Raw genomic sequence first — 25,230 nt, forward strand, 5'->3', positions numbered from 1 at the left:
GGAAACTCCACACTCCTAACTCCTCACTGAATTAAGGGAGTTTTGCCAATGAGTGAGCAGAATATTGGCACCGTTGTCCAGATTACCGGACCGGTGCTTGACATTAAATTTGCCGCTGACGCGCTTCCGAAGCTGCTGAATGCTATTACGATCGACAACCACGGTCAGATCATCACGGTCGAGGTTGCGCAGCACATCGGTCAGGATACCGTGCGCTGCATCGCAATGGAATCCACCGACGGCTTGGTGCGCGGCATGAAGGCAGTCGATACCGGCAGCCCGATCACGGTGCCGGTAGGCGACAAGAACCTCGGACGTATCTTCAACCTGCTCGGTCAGCCGGTGGACAACAAGCCGGCGGTCGAGGGCGAGGAGCGCTGGCCGATCCATCGTCCGGCGCCGTCCTACGAGGAGCAGCAGTCCACGACCGAGATCCTCGAGACCGGCATCAAGGTCGTTGACCTGATCGCGCCGTTCGCCAAGGGCGGCAAGATCGGTCTGTTCGGCGGCGCAGGCGTCGGCAAGACCGTTATCATCATGGAGCTGATCAACAACATCGCAAAGCAGCATGGCGGTATTTCGGTATTCACCGGTGTCGGCGAGCGTACCCGTGAGGGCAACGATCTGTACAACGAGATGCAGGAATCCGGCGTTATCAACAAGACCGCGCTGGTTTACGGCCAGATGAACGAGCCGCCCGGAGCACGTATGCGCGTTGCACTTTCCGGTCTGACCATGGCGGAGTATTTCCGCGATGTCGAGGGTCAGGATGTGCTGTTGTTCATCGACAACATCTTCCGCTTCACGCAGGCCGGCTCGGAGGTATCCGCGCTGCTCGGCCGTATGCCGTCTGCCGTAGGCTATCAGCCGACGCTGGCAACCGAGATGGGCGCGCTGCAGGAGCGAATCACCTCGACGAAGAAGGGCTCGATCACGTCCGTACAGGCTGTTTATGTGCCTGCCGATGACCTGACCGACCCGGCTCCGGCTACCACGTTCTCGCATCTGGATGCAAAGGTCGTTCTGTCGCGTGATATCGCATCCATGGGCATTTACCCGGCGGTTGACCCGCTGGATTCGTCCTCGCGTATCCTGTCGGCGGACGTTGTCGGCAAGGAGCATTACGAGGTTGCCCGTGCGGTGCAGTCCATTCTGCAGAAGTACAAGGACCTGCAGGATATCATCGCCATCCTCGGCATGGATGAGCTGTCCGACGAGGACAAGCTGACCGTTGCCCGTGCCCGTAAGATCCAGAACTTCCTCTCGCAGCCGTTCCATGTTGCAGAGCAGTTCACCGGTATGGCGGGCAAGTATGTGCCGGTCGCTGAGACCATCCGCGGCTTCCGCGAGATCCTCGACGGCAAGCATGACGATCTGCCTGAGTCGGCGTTCCTGTTTGCCGGCACGATCGACGAGGTAGTGGAGAAGGCTAAGAAGGGGGCATAATATGGCTACCTTTCATCTCAAGGTGCTCACGGTCGATAAGCAGTTTTTCGACGGTGAAGTGGACCGTATCGTGGTTCGCACCTCACAGGGCGATGTCGGCATCCTGCCGAACCATGTGCCGTATGTTGCGGCGCTCGGCGTCGGCGGTCTGACCATCATCCGGAACGGCGAACGCCGCGTAGCGGCGGTTTCGGGCGGTTTTGTGGATGTTTCGGCAGAGCAGACGGTCGTGCTGGCGCGTACCTGCGAGTGGGCCGACGAAATCGACGTGGCCCGTGCCCGTGAGGCCGCAGACCGTGCGAAAGCGATTCTGCAGAAAAAGGCCGGCGACCGTGAAATGGATATCGCACAGGGCAAGCTGAAAAAGGCGGTAAACCGTATTCGCATCGCGGAGAGCAAATGATACAATTTCCTGCAGAGGAATTGTATCAGTATCACTGAATAATTCGGCATATTGACCGAATATAAATCCCTCGATTTGATTGAATCGGGGGATTTTTTGTGCTATAATAGCCGCTGGAAGACAAAGAATAGTTCTCTGCCGAAGTGAAATGGGGGAATTTCCATGAAACGAGCGCACGGGCAGATGTCGGAATCGCTGCTGCTGGGCGCACTGCTGGCTATGGCCGGCGGCTTTTTTGACGCATATACCTATCTTTGCCGCGGCAAGGTGTTTGCTAACGCGCAGACCGGCAATATTGTGCTGTTCGGCGCGAATATTGCCGAGGGCAACTGGCTGCGGGCAGCTGAGTATTTTCTGCCGATTCTGGCGTTCGCACTGGGCGTTGTGGCGGCGGAGATTGTCAAGCGGCGGTACAAAAAACGCCAGAGCGACATCAACATTCACTGGAGACAGATTGTCGTGCTGGTCGAGATCGTGCTGCTGATTACAGCGGCATTCCTGCCGCAGACACTGAATACCACGGTCAACATTATGATCTCATTCATCTGCGCGATGCAGGTCGAGTCGTTCCGCAAGGTGCGCGGCAGCGCATTTGCAACCACGATGTGTACAGGCAACCTGCGTTCGGGCACCGAGCAGCTTGTGATCTGGGCACAGACCGGCGACCGGAACGCGATCCGCAAAACGCGCAACTATTACGCAATCATCCTGTTTTTCATCCTCGGCGGTGCGATTGGCGCACTGACGACCGCGAGAATTGGCGAAAAAGCGCTGCTGCTGACCTGTATCCCGCTGAGTCTGGTCTTTGCAGTCATGTTTGTCGAGGAAGAACATACGCTCGAGGCGGAGGAGACCGCCGGAAAGGAACGGTAAACCATGTCGATCAAACTGATCGCCGCAGATATGGACGGCACGCTGCTGTCCAGCCGTAAGCAGCTGCCCAAGGGCTTTTTCCCGCTGGTGCGCACGCTGAAAAAGATAGGCGTACGCTTCGCACCTGCATCCGGACGGCAGTATTACAACCTGTACGAGCAGTTCGGCGAGATCGCGGACGAGCTGATGTACATCAGCGAAAACGGCGGCATGGTGTGCGACGGACGCGAAATCGTGTCGTTCGAGGCCATGCCGCAGCAGCTGGTGTGCGCGGCTGTGGAGCTGGCGCGCGGTCTGCCGAATGTGCACGCAATCGCGTCCATGCGGGACGGCGCAGCCTACGAGGACGACGATCCGGTGTTTGTGGAGAACATGGCGATGTACTACGCGCGGCGCAAAAAGGTGCCTGATCTGCTTGCAGCCGTGCAGCAGGAGCCGGTGTGCAAGGTGGCGCTTTTCTGCAAAAATGCGGCGGAAACCAACGTGCTGCCGTACTATCGGCAGATGTTCGACGATAAGCTGCAGGTAGCGCTCTCCGGCGCGGACTGGGTGGATTTGATGCGCCTGGGGCTGAGCAAGGGCGTGGCCGTCGGCGTTATGTGCGATAATCTGCACATCACATCCGCGCAGTGCATGGCGTTCGGCGATTATCTGAACGATGTGGAGCTTCTGCGCTCGGTGGGCGAGTCCTACGCGATGGCGAATGCACATGAGCGGCTCAAGAAGGTCGCAAAGCATGTTTGTCCATCCAATGATGAGGACGGCGTGTGCCGCACGATCCGCAGCGTATTGGCGGTGGAATAAAAGGCGAAACCCGGGAATCGAAGGATTCCCGGGTTTCTTTTTGAATTAGGCTGTATTTGTATTCTGTTTGGAGACTTGAATATAAATAAGAGAGAATAAATTGAATGTGGAATAAGAATGCGGTTTCGAGAACGATTATTCGAGGGTCAGCTTCTTGTCGGTCAGGAAGGACTCCTTGCAGCGGAAGGCGATCTTGGTGGACTGGGTGCCGTCGATAACGCCCGGAGTTGCCTTGCGGCCGGTTGCTACGCAGTCGCAGAATTCTTCAATCTCAGTGATGTATGCATCGTGCCAACGGGTGATGAAGTCCTGATAGCACTCGCGGCATACGCCGTGCTGGCTCATAACCTCTACGAGAGAGTCGGTCGGAACGGATGCGATACGCAGGGTGCCGCGGGTACCAACGATTTCGGTCTCAACATGAGAGCCGTGAGCTGCTGCACGACCGGCAAAGAAGAATGCCATAGCGTCGTTTTCCATCTTCATCAGGCCGGAAACGTTGTCGCCGTCGTCCCAGTCCTTGTACTGCTTGAACTCGTAGCAGCCGCCGGTAGCCCACAGCTCCTTGACCTCGGAGCCGGTCAGCCAGCGAATCAGGTCGAAGTCGTGAATGGACATATCGATGAACTGACCGCCGGAGCGCGGAGCGTACTCCAGGGTGCCCTCGATGATGGAGATCGGGTCCTGCGAGTAGCAGCGAACCAGAATAACATCACCGATGTCACCGTTTTCCATCTTCTTCTTAGCTACCTGATAGGAGTGGTCATAGCGGCGCATGAAGCCCAGCATAAAGGTCAGCTCCGGGTGAGCGGCGATGATGGCCTCGGCCTCCTTGCACTTTTCAACCGTGTCCGCCAGCGGCTTCTCGCAGAAAACGTGCTTGCCTGCGTCCATCGCAATCTTGATCATCTCAACGTGAGAAGCGGTGTTGGTGATGATGGCAACGGCCTCAACGTTCGGGTCAGCGCACAGATCCTTCGGGTCGTTGTAAACGGCGGTTACGCCCAGTTCTTCAGCGACCTGCTTTGCGCGGTCGAAGTTTGCGTCTGCGATAGCTACCAGTTCCGAACCCGGAACGCGGTTTGCAATGTTGCAGGCGTGCTCATAACCCAGACGGCCTACACCGATGATACCGATCTTCAGTTTTTTCATAGTAATACTCTCCTTTGCGATCTTTTCTTGCTCTTTTTATTAAGGCAACACCGCACAATTAAAGCTGCGGCGCTTTGCGGAAATTTTGTGCCCTGACTTTGTTGCGATTTCACGGTAATACGTCAAGTATTACCGCAAAACCGCGCCTCGTCAGTACGCAAAATTTACTCGCAAATCGCTCTTGTCCAATTATGCGGTATTGCCTTGAAAATAATGGGTTAACTTACAGTCCGGTGTGCTCCTTGACGTAGGCGCGGGCCATGCGGGCGTACTCGAGCGGATTTGCGATAGCCGGATCCTGCTCAGCCTCTACGACCAGCCAGCCCTCGTAGTTGTACTCGTCGAGCAGCTTGAATACGGTCGGGAAGTCTACGCAGCCTTCCGGGTCGCCGGGAACGGTGAACACGCCTTCCGGAATCGAACGGAGGAAGCTCTTGTTCTCAGCGTAGCACTTGTCCATTGCAGGCTTGCGGACATTTTTGAGATGGACATGGCCGATGCGGTCGTGGTGCTTCTTGAGAATTTCGATCGGGTCCTCGCCGGAGAAGGTGAGATGACCGGTATCGTAAATCATGCTGACGTACTTCGGGTCAGTCATAGCGAGCATACGGTCGATTTCGTCGGTCTTCTGCACGGTAGTCGTCATGTGATGATGGTACACGATCTTCATGCCGCTGTCATAAGCGATCTTGCCGAGGTGATCCAGACCCTTGGTCAGTACCTCCCACTCATCGTCGTTCAGCACCTTCTTGTTGGAAAGCGGAGTGTTCCACTGATGCTGAATGGAGAACGACTGATCGGATGTGTTGATAATCGTAGCACCGATCGACTTCAGGAAGTTCATGTGGTCAACGAACGCACGCTCGTTCTGCCACATCGGCAGTTCATTTAAGTAGGTGCTGATCCAGCCGGTGATGGCGGAAATACCGCGGCGGCCAAACTCCTTATTCAGAATCGCCGGATCACGCGGGAACTGGCAGCCGATCTCGGTGCCAACATAACCGGTCAGAGCGATTTCACTGATCGTCTGCAGGAAGCTGTTTTCAGCACCCATCTCCGGCATGTCGTCCTCGGTCCATGCAATAGGCGCGATACCGATTTTAACCTTTTTGGGATCTAACATAATGCTTCGTCCTTTCATTCTTGTTGTATCTCACAACTGAGCTGTGAGATTCTTTCTTCTCTTTGTGCTTATAGTTTAGCAGATATGGCGAACGGTTTCTTTTAGATTCTTGGCTTGATTCAAAAAACGGAAACTTTTTTTCGGACACCCGAAAATCCCATATATATAATATATTAGAGGTAAAAGCGGCGGTAAAAATGCACAGTATTTTTTCGGAGCGGGTTTGAGGCTGTGCGCCTGTTTTTATAAATCCTGCTTTTTGCCGGTCGGAGACCGCCGAATCGGCAGGTTTGCGAAAGCTGAAAAACCGCAGAGAAACATACGGAAGATTCTCGGTCGGATATGCGATACTATAAATAAGCGAGAACAAAAAACAAGAATCTGCAAATAGCAAGAATTTATAATTATTCTCAGCCCGACCGCAAAAAAGCACGATATACGGCGGTCTGCAAAAGCAAATATGTGCTAGCGCACAACGGACCCGTGTGCTATACTTTTATAAGAGTAAAATCACCGTCAGAGAAAGAGAGGAGCTGCAAAAAACTATGCCGAAGGCAAGCCTGAACGTACAGTGCTTTGTAGAGAAGGAAGTTAAATCAATTTTTGAGGGGGAGAATCAGCCGAAGCTGCTTTACGTCAGTGAAATCCGACCGGATGCCAGTGCGCATCCGCGTGTCATGCATGCGCATGAGGATTTTGTCGAGCTGATTCTCATTTGCAGCGGTTCAAGTGAATACCTGATTCACGATAAAAAAGTCATCATCAAGCCGGGTGATCTGCTCGTATACAACGCAGGCGTGGTGCACGACGAGGTTTCCGGTCCGAATATGGAGGTCGGCAGCTACTGCATTGCCGTCGGCGGGCTGCATATGCCCGGTCTGCGCGAAAACGCACTCATTCCGGATGATGCGGGCTATGTATTCCCGACCGGCAAGTATTTTGCTGATCTGCACTGCCTGTTTGAAATGATGTTCCGCACCCTGTCGGCAGGCGAGCCGAATGCTGAGTTGTTCTGCAGTTCGCTGATGCACGCGCTGCTGATGTCGGTGCTGACGGTCACCGCCGGTTCTCACGCGGAGTCGGAAAAGCCGCTGGAGGAGCCGCACATTCTCGGCAGACGGATTAAGGAATATATTGACAAGCATTATATGGAGCCGATCACGCTGCAGAGCATGGGTGAGGCGCTGCACATCAGTCCGTATTACTTATCGCATGTTTTCAAGCAGATGAGCGGGTATTCGCCCGTGCAGTATCTGCTGCGCCGCCGCATCGGTGAAGCACAGACGCTGCTGATCACGACCGACCTGTCCATCACGCGTATCGCAGAGAGGGTGGGATATGACACGCAGAGCTATTTCAATCTGCAGTTTACCAAAAACGTCGGTATGCCGCCGAATAAGTTCCGGCAGAATTATATTGTGTCCACCGGCATCGAGGAGAAGCCTAAGCGCAAACGCAAGTAAAAAATCCCTGTACAGAGTAAGAATTCTGTGCAGGGATTTTTTTAATGAGGAAAACTGCGGAAAAAGAAGCATTCTCGTGGACAGAGCAGGCGATTTGCTGCGGGAGTTTTTGTACGCATATTCCGTCCGAAATCCGCATAGAATTTCGTGAAATGGGGTCATGCTGTGCGGGTCAGAAAAGGAACGATTTTATACGCGGCAGGCGTGCTCGCGTGCGGAAATGTGCTGCTGCAGGTGCTCGGATTTGTCTATCGCGTGGTGCTCAGCCGCTTTGCGGGTGCGGAAGGTCTGGGCGTGTATCGGCTGGTCAATTCGGTGTATTTAGTATTGAATGCGGGCTGTCTGTCCGGCGTGACAACAGCGTGTTCGCGGCTGAGCGCGGCGTGCGAAGCAAGAGGGGAGAGCCATCGCTTAGGCGCGGTTTTGCGGCTGGCGTTCCGCGCCTTTTTTGCGCTGAGTGCGGCCTGCACAGCGGTGGTGCTGCTGTGCGGCGGCAGTATCGCGGCAAATCTGCTCGGTGATGGACGCTGTGCGCGCGCGTTTCCGTACATGCTGCTGTGTCTCGCACTCACTGGCGTGGAAAATATTTTTAAATCGCTGTTTATCGGACTGGAAAGGGTGCAGTACACGGCCTGCTCCGAGGTCGGTGAGCAGCTTATCCGCATATTCGCGGTCAGCTTTCTGCTGTACGAATATGGCAGCGGCGACTATGGCAGAATCGCCATGCTCATCTTCGCGGGCATGGTGTGCAGCGAGATTTTCAGCGCGCTTTTCCTCACACGGCTGTTCCGACGAAATATGCGGCATATTCGCTTTACAAGACCGGATAAGGAACTTTACGGTCAGTTTTTCGGCATTGCCGCGCCATTATCGGCCTCGGCGCTGATCGGGAATATGCTTGGCTCGGCAGGCTCCGTTTTGCTGCCGCAAAGGCTGATGGCCGCTGGTCTGGACTATGAGCAGGCGCTGTCTGCGCTCGGCGTGATCTCGGGCATGGCCATGCCGCTGCTGCTGTTTCCGGTCGCGTTCGTCAGCTCGGTCTGCACGGCGCTGCTGCCCGCCGTCACGGCAGCGCAGGCAGTCGGTGAGCAGGCACGCGTGCGTGTTTTGACCGGCCGTGCCGTTACGACTGTGGGTCTCATCGGCATGCCGGCAACTGCTGTTCTCGTGCCGCTGGCACCGCAGCTGAGCGAGATGTTTTTCCGCCAGTCACTCACCGGCGGCTACGCCGCGCTGCTCGGCGCGGCAGCCGTGGCGGCCTACTACCAGATGGCGACCGGCAGCCTGCTCAATGCGCTCGGTCTGCAAAGGTGGAACGTGGCAACCGCCATCTCTGCGGAGCTGTGCCAGCTTGCGTTGCTGTACCGCTGGTGTGCAAGGCCAACGCTCGGCATTTACGGCTACCTGCTTGCCATGTTTTTGACCGGAGCGAGCGCCGCTGCGGTCAACCTTGCCATCCTGCACCGGCGGACAGCGTTCCGCCTGAAACCCTTCCGGCGGTTCGGCGTGCCGCTGCTCTGCGGCGCTGCAGTTTACCTGTGGACTCGCTTTTTCGCGCAGACGTTCGCCTGCCGGTTTGATAACACCGTGACCGCCCTCACGGCAGCACTCGTGTCGGCTATCATACTGTATTTGCTCGTGCTGAGGCTGCTCGGCATCCGTCTCGGACGGTATCTGGCACATCGCGTGGAAAATCCGGCAGTCCTTCCATTATTCTTGTGGTAGGAAAATAGAGAAGTGCTATCAGTGTGAAGGTGGAAAAGTGTCAGATATGTATGAGGCCGGCGCCTGCAAAATGCAGACGCCGGCTTTTTTGTTGCAGGAATAAAAAATGAAAACAGAGCGCTTCACAGCAGTGAAACGCTCTGTTTTTGTATGAGTATCATCGGATTTGCGTGCTCCGGAGCCTCCTGCAGCCATTGCTCGGAAATCCGGATGAAGCAGTTCCGCAGCAGCCGGAGATGATTCGTACAGCGGGAACTTCTCGGTGAATACATGATTTGTCTGTTTTACGCAGTTTTTCCGACCGATTTCACAGGGAATACTATTTACTACTTGAATAGTACGGATTTTTGCGGTATACTATAAACAAACAAAAAGCAACAGGAGGCTACTATCATGGCTGCTATTACGAAGAAGTCCACCATTGGTGAGGTTCTGAATATGAACATCGAGACCGCTCGTTTCTTTATGGAAATCGGCATGCACTGCCTCGGCTGCCCGGCATCTCAGGGCGAGAGCATCGAGGAGGCCTGCATGGTACACGGCACCAATGCAGATGAACTGGTTGCCAAGCTCAACGCTTTTCTGGGCGAATAAGTCGAGTGAGTAAGAAAATTAGAGCTGGCATTGTTTGCCGGCTCTGTTTTTTTGGAGTTTTACATGGAAAGTATGATTTTAACACCGCGGCTGGCCTGTATGGCGGCTCTGGTGCCGCAGAATGCTCGATTGGCGGATATCGGAACGGATCACGGCAAGCTGCCGATCTCACTGCTGCTGGATGGGCATATTGCATCGGCTATCGGCTCGGATATCCGTTCGGGACCGCTGGCGCATGCGGAGCGCAATGCGAAAGAGCATAATGTATCCCTGTCTCTGCGGCTTGCGCCGGGACTGGAGGCTGTGCGGGCGGAGGAATGCGACACCGTAACAATCGCAGGCATGGGCGGTCAGACCATCGCAGAGATTTTGACTGCCGCACCGTGGACCGCCCAAGGTGACCATCTGCTGCTGCTCCAGCCGATGACCATGATTGCCGAACTGCGCCGGTGGCTGTACGCGCACGGCTACGCCATCGAGCGTGAAACGCTGTGCCGCGAGGACAGACGGCGTTACGTCGTTCTCAGCGTGCGCGGCGGTGCATCGAAGCGGGAAATACCGCTGAGCGAATGTGCGGTTTCTCCGGCCTTGCTGCGTGCAGAGGGGGCTGCCGATTATCTTGAGCAGCTCTACCTGCGGGAGAAAAAGGCACTGGACGGCATGGAACAGGGCGCATCGGAGAACAAGCGTCTCGCGTACCAGCGTGCGCTGGTGCAGTGCATCCAATCTGCAAGGGAGGAACTGAAATGATGACAGTTCAGGATATTTTGACATTTATGGAGGGCCTTGCTCCCTACGAGCTGGCGGAAAGCTGGGACAATGTCGGCCTGCTGTGCGGCGATCGTGCGCAGGAGGTCACGAGCGTGCTTTGTGCGCTCGATGTGACAGAAACGGTCGTGCAGGAAGCGGCTGAGCGCGGTGCGCAGCTTGTTGTCGCACACCATCCGGCGATCTTCACCTCAGTCAGCCGTGTGACATCGGACGATACGACCGGTCGAGTGCTGCGTTACGCGATCAAGCACGATATTTCTATTATCTGCATGCATACCAACGCAGACTGTGCGGAGGGTGGTGTCAATGACGCACTCGCGTCCGCGCTGTTCCTCACCAACGTGGTGAATATGGAGGCCGGCGAGAACGGCATGCTCGGTCGTGTGGGCGATCTGCCGCGTGAAATGCAGCCGCGCGAATTTGCACTCTATGTCAAGGAATGCCTGCGTGCGGGCGGTGTGCGCTTCTGTGACGGCGGCAAGCCGATCACGCGCGTAGCGGTCGGCGGCGGTGCCTGCGGCAAGCTGATGGACTATGCCGCTGCAGGCGGCGCACAGGCGTTCGTCATCGGCGACTGCAGCTACGATCTCATGCAGCGTGCGCAGGCCATCGGTCTGTCGCTGGTGGATGCAGGACACTTCCCGACCGAAAATCCGGTCGCGGCCGTGTTCGCCGATAAAATCACAGCCGCATTCCCGCAGGTGCTCACCGAGGTTTCCGAGCGGCACGCGGACTGTATCCAATTTGTTTAAGGAAGAATTTATATGCCATTAGATGCGATCTGCCTGCGGGCAGTGACAAATGAACTCAATAACGTACTGGCGGGCTGTCGTGTGGAGAAGGTCTATCAGCCGGATCGCGATGAAATCGTGCTGCAGACACGCGGCGGTCAGGGCGGCCCGCGCCGACTGCTGCTGTCGATCGCGGCAGGCTCGCCGCGCGTGCATTTCATTGACGCGGCTCGAGAGAATCCGGCGGCGCCGCCGATGTTCTGCATGCTGCTGCGCAAGCATGTGCAGGGCGCAAAGATTGCGGCAGTGAGCCAGCCGGCGGTCGAGCGTATGCTCACCATCGAACTGGATACGACGGATGAAATGGGTGTACCCTGCAAAAAGCACCTCATCTGCGAGCTGATGGGCAAGCACTCCAACGTCATCCTGTGCGGCGAGGACAACCGCATTATTGACGCTCTGCGCCGTGTAGACGGCGACCTGTCCGGCAAGCGACAGGTTCTGCCCGGTCTGTTTTACCGCATGCCGCCCGCACAGGACAAGCACGACCCGTTCACGGTTTCTGGCACAGGACTTGCCGCCGCCGCATCGCAGGCGGAAGAAGGGCAGACGCTCGACCGTTGGCTGCTCAGTCAGCTTCTGGGCTTTTCGCCGCTGCTCTGCCGCGAGCTGTCCTTCCGCGCGACCGGTGACGCAGCCAAGCCGATCGCACGCATGACGGACGAGAACCGTCAGCAGCTCGGCAAGGTGTACGACGATTTCATGTCGTATGTCGAGGATGACCGAGCCAAGCCTTTCCTGCTGACCAAGGTCGAGGACGGTGCGGTGTTCGACTTCACCTTTCTGCCGGTGACGCAGTATGAGGGTCTGATGAACGTCACGCAGGCGGACAGCTTCAGTGCGCTGCTTGCAGCCTTCTTTGAGAAAAAGGGTAAGGCTGAACGGATGCAGCGCCGCACCGGCGACCTGCACAAAACGGTCACGAATGCCCGCGACCGTGTGGCCCGCAAGCTGGCGGCGCAGAAAAAGGAACTCGCGGCTACGCACAACCGTGAGCAGTACAAGCGCACCGGTGAACTCATCACCGCGAACCTGTACCAGCTGGAAAAGGGCATGAACAAGGCGAAAGTGGTCGATTACTACGCAGAAAACTGTCCGGAGGTCGAGATCACGCTGGATGTTCGCCTGACGCCGCAGCAGAACGCACAGAAGTATTTCAAGCTGTACAACAAGGCCAAGACCGCCGAGGAAGTGCTCACACAGCAGATCGAGCAGGGCACAGCCGAGCTGGATTATCTGGAAAGTGTCCTCGCTGCTCTCAGCGAAGCCGAAAACGAGCGTGATCTTGCACAGCTGCGCGAGGAGCTCACGCAGTCCGGTGTGCTCTCTGCCAAGCAGACGCGCAACAAGAAGCTGCGCGGCAAGCCGGCGCAGGCAAAGCCGTTCCATTACCGCACGAGCGATGGATTTGACGTGTTTGCGGGAAAAAACAACCTGCAGAACGATCTTTTGACACTCAAAACCGCGTTCAAGAGCGATATCTGGTTCCACACGCAGAAGATTCACGGCTCACACGTTATCCTCGTGACGGACGGCAGGGAGCCGACTGATGAGGCCATGACCGAGGCCGCTATGATCGCGGCGTATCATTCGCGAGGACGCTCGTCCTCTCTGGTGCCGGTGGACTATACGCCGGTTCGCCAGGTGAAAAAGCCTGCGGGCGCGAAGCCGGGCATGGTCATCTACCATGTGTACCAGACCGCGTATGTCACGCCGAACGAAGCCGAAGTAGAAAAGCTCCGCGTAGAATAAGAGAAAATCCCTCCGATTCGATGGATTCGGAGGGATTTCTGCATAAAAAAGGACTCCTATCACGCGGATAGAAGTCCTTTTGTTTTACTTGTGGGATGCGATAACGTCGCTCATGTCGTACATGCCCGGCTGGGTGCGCTCGGCCATGAAAGCGGCTGCATCAACCGCACCGACCGCGAAAACCTCGCGGGACAGAGCGGTGTGCTTAATCTCGATGATCTCATCGCGGCCGCAGAACAGCACGCTGTGCTCACCAACGATGGTGCCGCCGCGGATCGCGGAGATACCGATCTCGTGTGCCGGACGCTTTTCGCGGCGCTCGTGACGGTCGTAAACGTACTCCGCGTCATAGGGGAGTGCGCTCGCAACTGCGTCAGCTAGCATCAGGGCCGTGCCCGAAGGAGCATCCAGCTTCTGGTTGTGGTGCTTCTCGATGATCTCCACGTCGTACTTGTCGCCCAGAACAGCGGCGGACTGCTTGAGCAGCTCGCTCATCAGGTTGATGCCAAGCGACATGTTGCCCGAACGGAACACCGCGATCTTTGCGGAAGCCGCACGGATGCGGTCCAGCTGCGCCGCAGAGTGACCCGTGGTGCAGATAACGACCGGCGTGCCGTGCTGCTCGCAGTAATCGAGCAGACGCTCGGTAGAAGCGGCGTTGGAGAAGTCGATGATTACATCGCATTCGCCGGTAAACTCAAACGGATCGGCAAAAATCGGGAAATCTGCATACTGCACCGTATTGATATCAAATCCCGCAACGATCTCCATACCTTCTCTGCCGCTGACAATGTCGTTGATGACATGGCCCATACGGCCGCAGCAGCCGGAAAGTGCAATTTTCAACATCTTTTTATAGCTCCTTTAGATCTTGCAGCCGGCGTTTTCCAGCTCGCGCTTGATGTACGCGATGTGCTCCTCGCTCGGCTCAACCAGCGGCAGACGCAGACCGCCGACCTTCCAGCCGAGCAGCTCCATAGCCTTCTTGACCGGGATCGGGTTGACCTCGCAGAACAGTGCATCGATCAGATCGTGATACTGCAGCTGCAGCTTAGCAGCCTCCGGATAACGGTTGTCAAAGCACAGCTGAGTAATGTCGTGTGCAACCTGCGGTGCTACGTTGGACAGCACCGAGATAACACCCTTGCCGCCGAGAGACATCAGCGGGACGATCTGGTCATCGTTGCCGGACCAGACATTCAGGTTGTCGCCGCACTTAGCCATGGCCTCAGCCAGCAGGCTGAAATTGCCGGATGCGGCCTTGAGACCATTGATGTTCGGATGCTTGGACAGCTCATACAGGGTATCGGCGGTAAAGCATACACCGGTGCGGCTCGGTACGTTGTACAGAATGACAGGCAGATCGCAGCAGTCTGCGATTGCGGTGTAGTGTGCGATCAGACCGCGCTGCGTAGTCTTGTTATAGTACGGCGTAACCGACAGACCGGCATCTGCGCCGCATTCAGCTGCAAACTTGGTCAGCTCAATGGCGTATGCGGTGTCGTTGGAACCCGTGCCGGCAACGACCGGTACACGGTGATTGACATACTCACAGCACCAGGCAATGGCTTCGCGATGCTCCTTATCGTGCAGGGCAGATGCCTCGCCGGTGGTGCCGCAGACAACGATGGCATCCGTGCCGTGTGCGATCTGGTGGTCGATGATCTTGCCGAATTCTTCGTAATCGACCTCACCGGTGGACTTGAACGGCGTGATAATAGCAACCGCAGCACCGGTAAAAACAGGCTTCTTCATAATAAAACGGTGACCTCCTTAACGGTCCATATAGCCCTCGGCGCAAAGCAGCTCTGCCATCAGAACAGCGCCGCCTGCTGCGCCGCGCAGAGTGTTGTGCGACAGGCTGACAAACTTGTAATCAAAGATGGTATCCTCACGCAGACGACCGATGGAAACACCCATACCATTCTCGAGGTTGCGGTCCAGCTTGGTCTGCGGACGGTTATCCTCTTCGAAGTAAGTAAGGTAGTGCTCCGGAGCGGACGGCAGGTTCAGCTCCTGTGCGCGGCCCTTGAAGTTGTTCCAGCGCTCGATCATAACTTCCTTGCTCGGCTTGTTTTTGAACTTAACCGAAGCGGCAGCCATGTGACCGTCAGAGCATGCAACGCGCAGGCACTGTGCGGAGATAACCGGAGTGGTTGCAGACTCGATGTGGTCGCCCTCGATGTGGCCCCAGATCTTCATCGGCTCCTTCTCGCTCTTCTCTTCCTCGCCGCCGATGTACGGAATAACGTTGTCGACCATCTCGGGCCAGGTCTCGAAGGTCTTGCCGGCACCGGAGATCGCCTGATAGGTGCAGACGGAAACCTCGGTCGGCTCAAAGTCCATCAGAGCGGACAGCGCCGGAACGTAGGACTGGATCGAGCAGTTGGATTTAACGGCGATAAAGCCGCGCTTGATGCCCAGACGCTTGCGCTGTGCCGGAATGATCTCGGCATGGTCAGCGTTGATCTCCGGGATGATCATCGGAACGTCCGGGGTACCGCGGTGAGCGGAGTTGTTGGAGCAAACCGGGCACTCGAGCTTTGCGTACTTCTCCTCAAGGGCGCGGATCTCATCCTTCTTCATATCTACCGCGCAGAAGATGAAATCAACCTTGGAGGCGATCTCCTCTGCATCAGCAGTTGCATCATACATTACCATGTCCTTGTACTTGTCGGGCATCGGAACGGTCATCTTCCAGCGGCCCTCGCAAGCCTCGGCATAGGTCTTGCCCTTGTTTCGGCCGGATGCAGCGAGTGCTACGACATCGAACCACGGGTGGTTTTCCAGCAGCAGGGTGAAGCGCTGACCTACCATACCGGTCGCGCCGACAATGCCTACTTTGTACTGCTTCATGTTTATCAAATCCTTCCAAAAGGTATTCTAACAAAGAAATTATGTGATGAAAAACATACAGAAAGAATATCCAGAGGTGACTTCGGATGATTCGGCAAGAGCAATTTTCCGCAAAGTGCCGCAGACGAATTGTGCGGAGTTACCTCAAAAGAAAAATACCGGTTGAAAAACCGGTATGATCTATACTATAATAGAGGGAGCGGAACAAACCGCTGCGCTCTAAACAGAATAGCTCTCCACCGGCGTTTCCGCTGATGACAGACGCTGGGATATTTTCCGACGGCGTCCAGCACGGCCTTTCCGCAACAAGCACCGGCTTCGGCGGAGGTCCCTTTCCCGGGTGATTATCGGGTCTGCGGACCCTTCCAACCGGTACTGATGAAAACCGCACCTCTATCTGTATTGATACTTTCGCTTTTTATTTTAGAATATACCCTTGAGTTTGTCAATAAGAACAAGGCGAAACAAGGATAAAAAATAAAACAGGAGTTGATAAAATGAAAAAGCTGTTATCCATGCTGCTTTGCGCTGTGATGACGGTCACCTGCATCGGTGCTGTTCCGGCACATGCAGCAAACAGCGATACACGCCTGCGTGTCGGTCTGACAATCAGCGGCGCTTCCGCCTTTGCGGCACCGCAACTCGAGAACGTTAGCGGCTGCAAAACCGGCTACACGGTCGGCACCGTCAGCGGCACCGCGTTCTCCGGCAGCAAGTCGATCACGAGCAGTGCGCTGACCGTCAAGCTGGTGAACGATGCCTTTCAGGTCATCGATACCGACAGCGGCTCGGTGCTGTATACGTCCGCAGCGGGTGCAGACCATATCGCCATCCGTCCGAACAGCACGCTGACGTGGTTCAAGGGCTACAAGTGGCACGGTGATTTTGTGTACCGCCGCGCATCGAACGGCAGCATCACTGTTATAAACTATGTGGGTGTGGAGGATTATGTGAAGGGTGTTCTGCCGTACGAGATCGACCCGGACTGGCCTGCCGAAGCACAGAAGGCGCAGGCAGTCTGTGCTCGTTCGTTCGCACTGGGCACACACAAGCACGGCAGTGATTACGAGCTGTGCAACACCACGAACTGTCAGGTGTATCTGGGCGCCAACCGTGCAACCGAGGCCTCTGACGCGGCAGTAGATGCGACCAAGGGTGAAACGCTGTCGTACAACGGCAGCTCGGTCATCGGTTACTTTTATTCGTCGGACGGCGGCGCAACCGAGGACGCAGCGAATGTCTGGGGCGGCGATTACGCGTACCTCAAGGGTAAGGCTGACCCGTATGAGGACCCGAGCAAGGACAGATGGACGGTGACGCTCACCGCCGATGAGATTCAGCAGAAGGTGAATGCCGCAGGCTATTCCATCGGCAAGGTGGCAAATGTGCAGGTCACCAAGCGCACCGCAACCGATAACGTAAACGAAGTGACGGTGACGGATACGAGCGGCAAGTCGGTTACGATTTCCAGGAGCAGCGTCCGCACAGTGTTCGGTCTCAAGAGCATTCGCTATACGATCACGCCGGTCGGCGGCTCGGGCAACAAGACAAGTCTGCAGGTCAAGGCTTCGACGCATAACGTCAAGGTCAACGGCAAAAACGTATCTCCGCAGGGGTATTACATTGTAAACGGCACGCAGTATGGCAACAATTATTTCAAGCTGCGCGATATTGCATATCTGCTGAGCGGCACCAAAGGCCAGTTCAACGTCCGCTGGGATAAGGAGAATGAACGTATTCTCCTGACCTCCGGCACGGCGTATGAGACCGTTGGCGGCGAGCTTGCGGATTCGTCCACGGCGGTGGAGAAAATCGGCAAATCCACCTCGACGATTGTGCTCGACGGCGAGGAGATCACACTGGACGGCTACATCATCAACGGCAACAACTATTACAAGCTGCGCGATATCGGCAAGGCGATTGGCTTTGACGTTGACTTCGACAACGCAAGCAGCACTGTGCTTGTCAAAACCACAAGTGACTATTCCGGCGATGACGAGGATGCAAACAGCGGTAATTCGGGCAATACCGGCTCGAATACCACGCCGACCGTTACCAATCCGACCAGCTATACGTTCAGCGGCTCCGGCTGGGGACACAGCGTCGGCATGAGTCAGTGGGGCGCTTACGCAATGGCGCAGAAGGGCTTCACCTATGATCAGATTCTGAAATTCTACTTTACCGGCATTGAAATTGCCGAGTAATCTATAAAATCAACACGCAAGGGAGGAAAAACGGCAGGGGCGCTTAGGCGATATTGTCTTAAAAGCGTCCTTGCCTTTGTGATGAAGAAAAGCGATTTTTATTTTGACTTGCCCGAACGCCTGATTGCCCAGCATCCGCTGGAGCAGCGCGACGCGTCCCGGTTGATGGTGCTCGACCGCAGGGACGGCTCGGTGACGCACCGTCATTTCCGCGATCTGCTGGAGTATGTTCAGCCGGGCGACTGCATGGTGTTCAACAATTCCCGCGTTATTCCGGCGCGGCTGATGGGCCACGCTGTCGGCCATGTTACGCCAATCGAGGTGCTGCTGCTGACCGACAAGGGCGACGGCCTGTGGGAATGCCTGACGCGTCCGGGTAAAAAGACCCGCACCGGCGTAGAGCTGACCTTCGGTGACGGCCTGCTGACCGCAACCGTTGAGGCTGTTCAGCCGGACGGCAACCGCCTGATCCGTTTCCACTATGAGGGCATTTTCCTGGAAATCCTCGACAAGCTCGGCACCATGCCGCTGCCGCCGTATATCAAGGAAAAGCTGGATGATCCCGAACGCTACCAGACGGTTTATTCTAAAACACCGGGCTCTGCAGCTGCACCGACCGCCGGTCTGCACTTCACGACCGAGCTGCTTGACGCGCTGAAAGCCAAGGGAGTAAAACTGGCGTTCGTGACGCTGCATGTCGGTCTGGGTACGTTCCGCCCGGTCAAGGAGGATGAGATCACCGACCACATCATGCACTCCGAGTATTATGTCATGGACGAGATGACCGCGGGGATCATCAACGATACGCGTGCCGCAGGCGGCAAGATCTGGGCGGTCGGCACAACAGCCAGCCGCACGCTGGAGACCATCGCAGCTGACGATGGTACCGTGCGCGCACAGTCCGGCTGGACGGATATTTTCATCTATCCGGGCTATAAATTCAAGGCAGTCGATCATCTCGTGACCAACTTCCATCTGCCGGAGAGCACGCTGATGATGCTGATTTCGGCATTTGCGACACGAGAAATGGTCATGAATGCGTATCAGGAAGCCATTAAGGAAGAATATCGTTTCTTCTCGTTCGGCGATTCGATGCTTTTGTACTAATAAAAACAGGATAAGAGGGAATTATGGAAATCGGAAAATTTAACCTAATCAAAACCGAGGGCCGCGCCCGTCGCGGCGAGTTCTGCACGGCACATGGCGTGGTACAGACGCCGGTATTCCAGAATGTCGGCACAGCGGGTGCTATCAAGGGTGCGGTTGACGCATTCGATCTCAAGGAGCTTGGCTGCCAGATTGAGCTGTCCAACACCTATCATCTGCATGTCCGTCCGGGCGACCAGATCGTCAAGCAGATGGGCGGTCTGCACAAATTCATGCGCTGGGACGGTCCGATGCTGACCGACTCCGGCGGATTTCAGGTGTTTTCGCTGGCGACCCTGCGCAAAATCAAGGAGGAAGGCGTAACCTTCCACTCGCACGTTGACGGCCGCAAGATCTTCATGGGACCGGAGGAGAGCATGCGCATCCAGTCCAACCTTGGCTCGGATATTGCGATGGCGTTCGATGAGTGTATCGAGAACCCCGCGCCGCGTGAGTATGTAAAAAACTCCATTGACCGTACCACACGCTGGCTCAAACGCTGTAAAACCGAGCTTGACCGTCTGAACACGCTGCCGGATACGGTAAACCCGCACCAGCTGCTGTTCGGTATCAATCAGGGCGGCACTTATGATGACCTGCGTATCGAGCACATGGAAGCAATTGCGGAGCTGGATCTGCCGGGTTATGCCATCGGCGGTCTTGCCGTCGGTGAAAGCACCGAGGTCATGTACCATATTCTCGATGTTGTTCTGCCGCATGCGCCTGAGCATAAGCCGCGCTACCTGATGGGTGTCGGCACACCGAGTAACATTATTGAAGGTGTCGCCCGCGGCATTGATTTCTTCGACTGCGTTATGCCGACCCGCAACGCGCGTCACGGTCATCTGTTCACGCACAACGGCATCCTGAACATTATGAACGCTAAGTACCAGACCGATGACCGTCCGATCGAAGAAGGCTGTCAGTGCCCGACCTGTCAGCGGTTCAGCCGCGCCTATCTGCGCCACCTGCTCAAGAGCGGTGAAATGCTGTCCCAGAGACTGCTCGTTATGCACAATCTGTGGTTCTACAACCACCTCATGCAGGAAATCCGTGACGCACTCGATAATGGCACATTCGAGGACTATCGCGCAGAATACAGCGAAAAAATGAGCAAACGCATCTGATCCGGATGCAAACCCGAGCGCCATTGTCCCGCGATGATGGCACTATCACTATTCAGAAGGAAGGGGAGAACTGCTATGCAAAAGTTGAGCCGAAGAAGCCTGCTTTTGGTAGGTTTTACACTATTTTCTATGTTTTTCGGTGCCGGAAACCTGATTTTCCCGCCGTATCTCGGTGCACAGGCGGGCACTAACGCGTGGCTGGCCTTTGTCGGATTTGCGTTCAGCGCGATCGGCCTGCCGGTTATTGGCGTGATTGCGGTCGCGCGTGCAGGCGGGCTGTCCGAGCTGGCCGGGCGTGTGCATCCGCGATTTGCGCAAGTATTCGCGCTGCTGGTTTACCTGTCGATCGGTCCGTGTCTGGCCATCCCGCGCACGGCGAGTACATCGTTCCAAATGCTCACGCCGCTCGTTGGCGGAGATGCAATGCGGCAGCTGATTTACTCTATTGTGTTCTTTGCGGCAGCGTTTTTCGTTGCACTGCACCCGGAAAAGCTGACAAGCTGGCTCGGACGTATTCTATGTCCGACGCTGATTGTACTGATTTTCGTGCTGTTTTTCGGCTGCCTGTTTCATCCGGTGGCAGAGCATTACGGCGTGCCGACCGCAGACTACGCTTCGCTGCCGAGCCTGACGGGCATTCTGGATGGCTACCAGACAATGGATACGCTGGCGGCACTCAATTTCGGCGCGGTTATCGCGCTGAATATTCGGGATTACGGTATCGAGGACGAACAGCAGGTGCGCCGCAGCACCATCCGTGCAGGCTGGATTGCAGGCGCAATGCTGCTTCTGATTTACGCGATGCTGACGCACGTTGGCGCACTGTCCGGCGCGGCATGGCCGGGCGGCTCGACTGGCGCGGATACGCTGAGCAATATTGCCAGCGGTCTGTTTGGCCCGGTCGGGCAGGTGCTGCTTGCCGCAATTTTCGTCATTGCATGCTTCAATACCTGTGTCGGCCTGATTGCCTGCGTTGGCCAGTATTTCCATGAGCTGCTGCCGCGTATTCCGTATCCGGCCATTGCGGCGTTCTTTGCTGCGGCCAGCATGATTATTTCGAATATCGGTCTGGCGGGTATTATCCGTCTGTCCACGCCGGTGCTGAACGCGATTTATCCGGTCGCTATCGTACTGATTGCACTGTCGTTCCTCCCGAAGCCGGAGAAACACTGTGCGGTTTACCGCCTCTGCATTGCCTTTACTGCGGTGCAGAGCATTGCCGCGGCATTCCCGATTCCGGTCGTGTCGCCGCTGCTGAGGACACTGCCGCTGAACGCACTCGGCTTCGGTTGGCTGATTCCGGCTGCGGTCGGTCTGTTGATTGGCTTGCTGCTTCCGAAGAAAGCTGAAAAGGCATAAGAAAACACCCGTCAAGATTTTTCTTGACGGGTGTTGAGGCTGTCGAAAAACTAACGTTTTCCGAGCAGCCTCTCGATCGAAACCACGCTTTCGATCGAATTCCGAAGAAAAACCGCGCCTTGCAGGCACATTTTTTCTTCCCTTGTATAAATTCCGAGATACACAAGGTGAATTGCCGCATAGCGGCAAGAGAGGGTGGTCTGGACCATGCTCTCGGAATTTATGAATTTGCTCCGCAAATTCTATTTTATGCGTGCTGCCGCACGAAGTACGAGAGTCGAAATGCTGCTTTTTTGATAGACTGAACACCCGTCAAGATTTTTCTTGACGGGTGTTGCTGTTGTAAAACTGCAGTTCCGGGACGGCCATTAGAACAGAGCCAGAATTTTCGCAATCTCACCGCGGGTGATATTGCCGTTCGGTCGGATGGTACCATCCGAGTAACCGCCGATGACACCGGCGGAAACGCAGGTCTTGACCTGCTCGGTCGCCCACGACGGAATCACGGACGCGTCCGTGTAATTCAGGCTGACCGCCGCATAGCCGCGCGGCAGGCAGCGGCCGATGACCGTCATAACCTCAGCGCGCGTCATGGTGGCCTGCGGGTTGAAGTACAGCTTGCCATTGCTGCTCGAGCCGTTCATAATGTTCGCACGCGAAACTGCGGCAACTGCGCCGCGTGCCCAGCTCGGAATACTGTCCTCATCGGCAAAGCCGAGCGTGCCGGAGGTGCTGGAGGTATCCAGATTCAGCAGACGCGCCATCGTCACCGCGAACTCCTGACGGGTCAGGTTGCGGTTCGGGCGGAAATAGGTGCTGCCGTTTGCGGTTTCGCCCTTCATGATGCCGCGTGCGCTCAGCAGGGAAGCGTAGCCGTTTGCCCAGTGCGACGCGGTGTCCGCGAACACGTTGGATGCCGAACCGGCGGTTACGGTCGCACAAACGCGCGTGCGGTTGCCTGCATCATCGGACACGTCAGCGGTCACGGTATGCGTACCGGCAGACAGTGTGCCGGTCGTAATGGTCATGGTCGAGCCGCTCATCACAGCTGCACCGGAAACGGCTTTGCCGTCCACCTTGACCGCAATATTGCTTGCGCGCACCGGATATTTGCCGTTTTCCATGGTGGCAGTGCCGGAAAGCGCGGCATTTGTGCCGATGCTGACCGTTGCCGAGGTCGTATTCAGCTTGACCGACGGCGCATCCGTATTCGTCACCGCATGATCTGCGCTCAGTACGATCTGGTCGAGGTACAGCGCCGAGCCGCCGGAGCCTGCGTCGGATTTGTCAAACCGCAGACCGGTGAACTGCTGTGCGCCGTCCGGCACGCTTGCCGTCAGCTGTTTCCAGCTGTTACCGGTTGCAGCGGACAGGGGAGCGGTCAGCTCATTGCCTTCCGCGTCGGCAAACACCGCCGTGAGCGTGCCTGCCGTGTTCCTGCTGTGCGCCCACAGTGTCAGGTGCTGCATGCTCGAAGCATCAGCCGCCGGAACAGAAATCGTAAAGCCGTTCGTGTCGGTGCCGTTCCACATCGCCTGGAGCGAACCGGTGCCGCGTGCCACCGAGGTGTAATCCGTCACCCGCGAGAGTGTTACGCCGTCCGATGCGGTCAGATTGTTCAGACCGCTTTCAAAATCCGCAACGGTATGAGCGCTCTGCGCGTCGCCCATGCCAACATTGACCGAAATGGACTTGCTTACGCTGCCATACGAGCAGGTGAGCGTGCCGGAGGCCATCCGGCTGCCCGCAGTGAACACGCCGTCCGCATTTACCGCACCGACATCGCCGGACACGCTCCACTTGAAGCAGGAATCCGCAGCTCCCATCGTATGGCCGAGGTGGTACGCGAGCGCATCCACGTTGACGGTCTGGTTCGGCTTGACCGAGATAGAGCTGAGCGCTTTGCCGCCGCTCTGCAGTGCGATCGAGTCCACACCGGTGGTGATGCACACGTTCATCGAGCCGGAAACCGTGCCGTTTGAGCCGGTAATGGCCGCACGTCCGGCCTTGCTGCCCGCGGTGAACGTTTGGCCGGAGACCGTGCCCAGTTCATCATTCACCGTGTAGCTGAGGTCGGTCGGTGCGTCTGCCGAGGCGTAAGACGCATCTGCACCCTTGACCGAGAACCAGGTACTTCCACCCGGGAGCACATAGCGGTGGCTGGGCGTGAGCACAGCATGAGCCGTCACACCGTCCGACGCGATGTTGTTGACAAAGAAAATGTAGTTGGCGCACGCGCGCTGTGAGCCGTCCGACGGCTGGGAGATCAAAGCTGCGGTGCTCTCGCCGGGATTGCGGACCGCCATTGCGGAGGAGCCGCCGCCATCCAGACAGATGGCGCGGACACAGCCGAGCTCCTTCAGCTCCTGACCGAGTTCTGCCGCCGTCAGACCGACGCTGTACGAGGACTGGTTGCCGTCGATTTCATACAGAACAACCGTGCCGTCTGCCTTCACGCCGACTGCGCTGCGTGCTCTGCGGGTCGAGCCTGCGTCGATGCCGTCGGTCGTGATCGTGCTGTTGTCCATCAGCAGCTTGCCGCCGACCGCATACTGCACGTCGCTCCAGCTGCTGTCGTTCGCTGCGATAGACAGTGTGACTTCCTCGCCAACCTCGAAATCCACCCATGAGGGTACATTTGCGCCGTCCGACTTAGTAAGCACCATCTGGTTTTTGGTGATCGTAATGGGACTGCTGCCCGTGCCCTTGTTCACAACCTTGAGCTTGACCGAGCCGTTGACCTTGACCGGTGTATCATCCACGCGCTCGAGGATAATGCTCGTGCCCTTGGCCGCAAAGTGCGTCGAGTCATCGTAGTTGTGATCGAGCAGGTACGCGCCAGCCGTCGTGCGCGTCTTATTGAAGTAGGATACGTTGACCGTGCCGCTCTTGCCGCTCACGCGGATGCCCATAGTCGGGCGGCCGAGGACAGCTGTGCCGTCCTGCTTGAAGCCGACCGCATACTGCCAGGCATCGGACGAAATGAGCTCGCCGCTGTCGATGACCAGACCGATCGGAATGCCGGTAGACATAACGAAAAAGTCTGCATTCATGCCGCCAAGCACGGTTTTTCCCTGGTTCTGCAGATATTTCACCGCATTTGTGATGGTGGCCTTGCTGCCGTACAGCTGCTCATCGGCGTAGACCATGAGGGGCGTTACACCGGCGTTCGGCGAGTATGTCAGCACGTTCGCGTGCTGCAGACCGGCACTGTTTTTGCCCTCGGTGCGGCTGTACTGCAGACCGCTGCCGAGGGAGTAGGTGTAGCTGAAGCTGTTGTCGAAAACGGCTCCGGCAGCGCCTGCGCATAGCTGCAGAGCGGCAAGCGCGGCTGCAATCAGGCGACAGGGACGTTTGACTGATGTTCTCATAATCCTTGAGTTCCTCCTTTTATTGCGGGTGTGAAAAAAGGGACATACTTTTCAGTATGTCCCTGAGGCTGTCGAAAAACTTCGTTTTCCGAACAGCCTCTCGCTCGAAACCACGCTTTCGAGCGAATCTCGAAGAAAAACCGCGTCCTGCGGACACATTTTTTCTTCCCTTGTATAAATTCCGAGATACACAAGGTGAATTGCCGCATAGCGGCAAGAGAGGGTGGTCTGGGCCATGCTCCCGGAATTTATGAATTTGCAAAGCAAATT

The 25,230-nt window shown here is 56.5% G+C and carries 20 protein-coding genes and 1 riboswitch; of the genes, 14 read left to right on the forward strand and 6 right to left on the reverse strand.

Features of this window, described 5'->3' with window-relative positions; all coding sequences use genetic code 11:
* Nucleotides 1-48 precede the first annotated feature (48 nt).
* The 4 genes from atpD (at nucleotide 49) to PGY33_RS08665 (ending at nucleotide 3,526) form a co-directional block, all read left to right on the forward strand.
* Complete coding sequence (gene atpD / locus PGY33_RS08650; RefSeq protein WP_119190336.1) at nucleotides 49-1,446, forward strand: F0F1 ATP synthase subunit beta; 1,398 nt, start codon at nucleotides 49-51, stop codon at nucleotides 1,444-1,446.
* A 1-nt stretch (nucleotide 1,447) separates the two neighbouring features.
* A complete protein-coding gene (atpC, locus tag PGY33_RS08655; RefSeq protein ID WP_110436669.1) occupies nucleotides 1,448-1,849 on the forward strand; it encodes an ATP synthase F1 subunit epsilon in 402 nt (133 codons plus the stop codon).
* 162 nt (nucleotides 1,850-2,011) lie between these two features.
* Nucleotides 2,012-2,722: a YoaK family protein gene (locus tag PGY33_RS08660; RefSeq protein ID WP_270478230.1), complete on the forward strand. Its 711-nt coding sequence runs from the start codon at nucleotides 2,012-2,014 to the stop codon at nucleotides 2,720-2,722.
* A gap of 3 nt (nucleotides 2,723-2,725) precedes the next feature.
* Nucleotides 2,726-3,526 carry a Cof-type HAD-IIB family hydrolase gene (locus PGY33_RS08665; protein WP_270478232.1) on the forward strand — a complete coding sequence of 267 codons (801 nt, stop codon included), beginning with the start codon at nucleotides 2,726-2,728 and terminating at the stop codon, nucleotides 3,524-3,526.
* 135 nt (nucleotides 3,527-3,661) lie between these two features.
* Here the strand turns inward: PGY33_RS08665 and PGY33_RS08670 are convergent, their stop codons facing one another.
* Together PGY33_RS08670 and iolE are read right to left on the reverse strand one after the other, a co-directional pair.
* A complete protein-coding gene (locus tag PGY33_RS08670) occupies nucleotides 3,662-4,678 on the reverse strand; it encodes a Gfo/Idh/MocA family oxidoreductase (RefSeq protein ID WP_116705252.1) in 1,017 nt (338 codons plus the stop codon).
* 223 nt (nucleotides 4,679-4,901) lie between these two features.
* Nucleotides 4,902-5,801: a myo-inosose-2 dehydratase gene (iolE, locus tag PGY33_RS08675; RefSeq protein ID WP_110436673.1), complete on the reverse strand. Its 900-nt coding sequence runs from the start codon at nucleotides 5,799-5,801 to the stop codon at nucleotides 4,902-4,904.
* A 545-nt stretch (nucleotides 5,802-6,346) separates the two neighbouring features.
* Between iolE and PGY33_RS08680 the strand changes: the two genes are divergently transcribed.
* From PGY33_RS08680 to PGY33_RS08705, 6 genes are all read left to right on the forward strand, one after another.
* Entirely contained in the window at nucleotides 6,347-7,264 is a 918-nt protein-coding gene (locus PGY33_RS08680) for a helix-turn-helix transcriptional regulator (RefSeq protein WP_118480247.1), read from the forward strand.
* A 165-nt stretch (nucleotides 7,265-7,429) separates the two neighbouring features.
* Nucleotides 7,430-8,989, forward strand: coding sequence for an oligosaccharide flippase family protein (locus tag PGY33_RS08685; protein WP_158575159.1), 1,560 nt, complete (start codon nucleotides 7,430-7,432; stop codon nucleotides 8,987-8,989).
* Between the two features lie 393 nt (nucleotides 8,990-9,382).
* The gene (locus tag PGY33_RS08690) at nucleotides 9,383-9,583 is read left to right on the forward strand and encodes a DUF1858 domain-containing protein (protein ID WP_110436676.1); all 201 of its coding nucleotides are present in this window, start codon (nucleotides 9,383-9,385) and stop codon (nucleotides 9,581-9,583) included.
* A gap of 63 nt (nucleotides 9,584-9,646) precedes the next feature.
* Nucleotides 9,647-10,333, forward strand: a complete 687-nt coding sequence (locus PGY33_RS08695; protein ID WP_118480243.1) for a tRNA (adenine(22)-N(1))-methyltransferase — start codon at nucleotides 9,647-9,649, stop codon at nucleotides 10,331-10,333.
* Nucleotides 10,330-11,106 carry a Nif3-like dinuclear metal center hexameric protein gene (locus tag PGY33_RS08700; RefSeq protein WP_270478237.1) on the forward strand — a complete coding sequence of 259 codons (777 nt, stop codon included), beginning with the start codon at nucleotides 10,330-10,332 and terminating at the stop codon, nucleotides 11,104-11,106. The genes PGY33_RS08695 and PGY33_RS08700 overlap by 4 nt, the downstream gene beginning before the upstream one ends.
* 12 nt (nucleotides 11,107-11,118) lie before the next feature.
* Complete coding sequence (locus PGY33_RS08705; RefSeq protein WP_117490626.1) at nucleotides 11,119-12,897, forward strand: Rqc2 family fibronectin-binding protein; 1,779 nt, start codon at nucleotides 11,119-11,121, stop codon at nucleotides 12,895-12,897.
* An 84-nt stretch (nucleotides 12,898-12,981) separates the two neighbouring features.
* Here PGY33_RS08705 and dapB read toward each other — a convergent pair whose 3' ends face one another.
* Genes dapB through asd form a run of 3 tightly spaced genes read right to left on the reverse strand, consistent with a single transcriptional unit; the run spans nucleotide 12,982 to nucleotide 15,753 of the window.
* Nucleotides 12,982-13,746, reverse strand: a complete 765-nt coding sequence (dapB, locus tag PGY33_RS08710; protein ID WP_117750876.1) for a 4-hydroxy-tetrahydrodipicolinate reductase — start codon at nucleotides 13,744-13,746, stop codon at nucleotides 12,982-12,984.
* Nucleotides 13,747-13,761: 15 nt separating this feature from the next.
* Nucleotides 13,762-14,652 carry a 4-hydroxy-tetrahydrodipicolinate synthase gene (gene dapA, locus PGY33_RS08715; protein WP_117750875.1) on the reverse strand — a complete coding sequence of 297 codons (891 nt, stop codon included), beginning with the start codon at nucleotides 14,650-14,652 and terminating at the stop codon, nucleotides 13,762-13,764.
* 18 nt (nucleotides 14,653-14,670) lie between these two features.
* The gene (gene asd, locus PGY33_RS08720; RefSeq protein ID WP_270478242.1) at nucleotides 14,671-15,753 is read right to left on the reverse strand and encodes an aspartate-semialdehyde dehydrogenase; all 1,083 of its coding nucleotides are present in this window, start codon (nucleotides 15,751-15,753) and stop codon (nucleotides 14,671-14,673) included.
* Nucleotides 15,754-15,974: 221 nt separating this feature from the next.
* Nucleotides 15,975-16,157: riboswitch (Lysine riboswitch) on the reverse strand.
* A gap of 93 nt (nucleotides 16,158-16,250) precedes the next feature.
* Between asd and PGY33_RS08725 the strand changes: the two genes are divergently transcribed.
* The 4 genes from PGY33_RS08725 to brnQ all read left to right on the forward strand — a co-directional run bounded on the left by PGY33_RS08725 (nucleotide 16,251) and on the right by brnQ (nucleotide 21,589).
* On the forward strand, nucleotides 16,251-17,957 hold the full coding sequence (locus tag PGY33_RS08725; protein ID WP_118480237.1) for a SpoIID/LytB domain-containing protein: 1,707 nt from the start codon (nucleotides 16,251-16,253) through the stop codon (nucleotides 17,955-17,957).
* A gap of 81 nt (nucleotides 17,958-18,038) precedes the next feature.
* On the forward strand, nucleotides 18,039-19,064 hold the full coding sequence (gene queA, locus PGY33_RS08730; RefSeq protein ID WP_118480235.1) for a tRNA preQ1(34) S-adenosylmethionine ribosyltransferase-isomerase QueA: 1,026 nt from the start codon (nucleotides 18,039-18,041) through the stop codon (nucleotides 19,062-19,064).
* Nucleotides 19,065-19,087: 23 nt separating this feature from the next.
* A complete protein-coding gene (gene tgt, locus PGY33_RS08735) occupies nucleotides 19,088-20,230 on the forward strand; it encodes a tRNA guanosine(34) transglycosylase Tgt (RefSeq protein ID WP_118359587.1) in 1,143 nt (380 codons plus the stop codon).
* A 75-nt stretch (nucleotides 20,231-20,305) separates the two neighbouring features.
* On the forward strand, nucleotides 20,306-21,589 hold the full coding sequence (gene brnQ / locus PGY33_RS08740; RefSeq protein WP_118480232.1) for a branched-chain amino acid transport system II carrier protein: 1,284 nt from the start codon (nucleotides 20,306-20,308) through the stop codon (nucleotides 21,587-21,589).
* A gap of 368 nt (nucleotides 21,590-21,957) precedes the next feature.
* Here brnQ and PGY33_RS08745 read toward each other — a convergent pair whose 3' ends face one another.
* Nucleotides 21,958-24,960 (reverse strand): S-layer homology domain-containing protein, encoded by a 3,003-nt coding sequence (locus tag PGY33_RS08745; protein ID WP_118480230.1) that lies wholly within the window; start codon nucleotides 24,958-24,960, stop codon nucleotides 21,958-21,960.
* Between the last annotated feature and the right edge of the window lie 270 nt (nucleotides 24,961-25,230).

Origin of the sequence: Butyricicoccus sp. AF18-9LB (genome assembly GCF_027684505.1) — a bacterium.
In the GTDB taxonomy this organism is placed as follows: Bacteria; Bacillota; Clostridia; order Oscillospirales; family Butyricicoccaceae; genus Agathobaculum; species Agathobaculum butyriciproducens.

Excerpts from the sequence above, each read along its gene's own strand:
- PGY33_RS08725 (WP_118480237.1), top strand. The coding sequence starts at position 16,251 with ATGAAAAAGCTGTTATCCATGCTGCTTTGCGCTGTGATGACGGTCACC.
- PGY33_RS08745 (WP_118480230.1), bottom strand. The coding sequence starts at position 24,960 with ATGAGAACATCAGTCAAACGTCCCTGTCGCCTGATTGCAGCCGCGCTT.
- iolE (WP_110436673.1), bottom strand. The coding sequence starts at position 5,801 with ATGTTAGATCCCAAAAAGGTTAAAATCGGTATCGCGCCTATTGCATGG.
- queA (WP_118480235.1), top strand. The coding sequence starts at position 18,039 with ATGAAGAAAAGCGATTTTTATTTTGACTTGCCCGAACGCCTGATTGCC.
- asd (WP_270478242.1), bottom strand. The coding sequence starts at position 15,753 with ATGAAGCAGTACAAAGTAGGCATTGTCGGCGCGACCGGTATGGTAGGT.
- dapA (WP_117750875.1), bottom strand. The coding sequence starts at position 14,652 with ATGAAGAAGCCTGTTTTTACCGGTGCTGCGGTTGCTATTATCACGCCG.
- PGY33_RS08705 (WP_117490626.1), top strand. The coding sequence starts at position 11,119 with ATGCCATTAGATGCGATCTGCCTGCGGGCAGTGACAAATGAACTCAAT.
- brnQ (WP_118480232.1), top strand. The coding sequence starts at position 20,306 with ATGCAAAAGTTGAGCCGAAGAAGCCTGCTTTTGGTAGGTTTTACACTA.
- PGY33_RS08665 (WP_270478232.1), top strand. The coding sequence starts at position 2,726 with ATGTCGATCAAACTGATCGCCGCAGATATGGACGGCACGCTGCTGTCC.
- PGY33_RS08695 (WP_118480243.1), top strand. The coding sequence starts at position 9,647 with ATGGAAAGTATGATTTTAACACCGCGGCTGGCCTGTATGGCGGCTCTG.
- PGY33_RS08660 (WP_270478230.1), top strand. The coding sequence starts at position 2,012 with ATGAAACGAGCGCACGGGCAGATGTCGGAATCGCTGCTGCTGGGCGCA.
- PGY33_RS08680 (WP_118480247.1), top strand. The coding sequence starts at position 6,347 with ATGCCGAAGGCAAGCCTGAACGTACAGTGCTTTGTAGAGAAGGAAGTT.
- atpD (WP_119190336.1), top strand. The coding sequence starts at position 49 with ATGAGTGAGCAGAATATTGGCACCGTTGTCCAGATTACCGGACCGGTG.
- PGY33_RS08700 (WP_270478237.1), top strand. The coding sequence starts at position 10,330 with ATGATGACAGTTCAGGATATTTTGACATTTATGGAGGGCCTTGCTCCC.
- PGY33_RS08690 (WP_110436676.1), top strand. The coding sequence starts at position 9,383 with ATGGCTGCTATTACGAAGAAGTCCACCATTGGTGAGGTTCTGAATATG.
- tgt (WP_118359587.1), top strand. The coding sequence starts at position 19,088 with ATGGAAATCGGAAAATTTAACCTAATCAAAACCGAGGGCCGCGCCCGT.
- atpC (WP_110436669.1), top strand. The coding sequence starts at position 1,448 with ATGGCTACCTTTCATCTCAAGGTGCTCACGGTCGATAAGCAGTTTTTC.
- dapB (WP_117750876.1), bottom strand. The coding sequence starts at position 13,746 with ATGTTGAAAATTGCACTTTCCGGCTGCTGCGGCCGTATGGGCCATGTC.
- PGY33_RS08670 (WP_116705252.1), bottom strand. The coding sequence starts at position 4,678 with ATGAAAAAACTGAAGATCGGTATCATCGGTGTAGGCCGTCTGGGTTAT.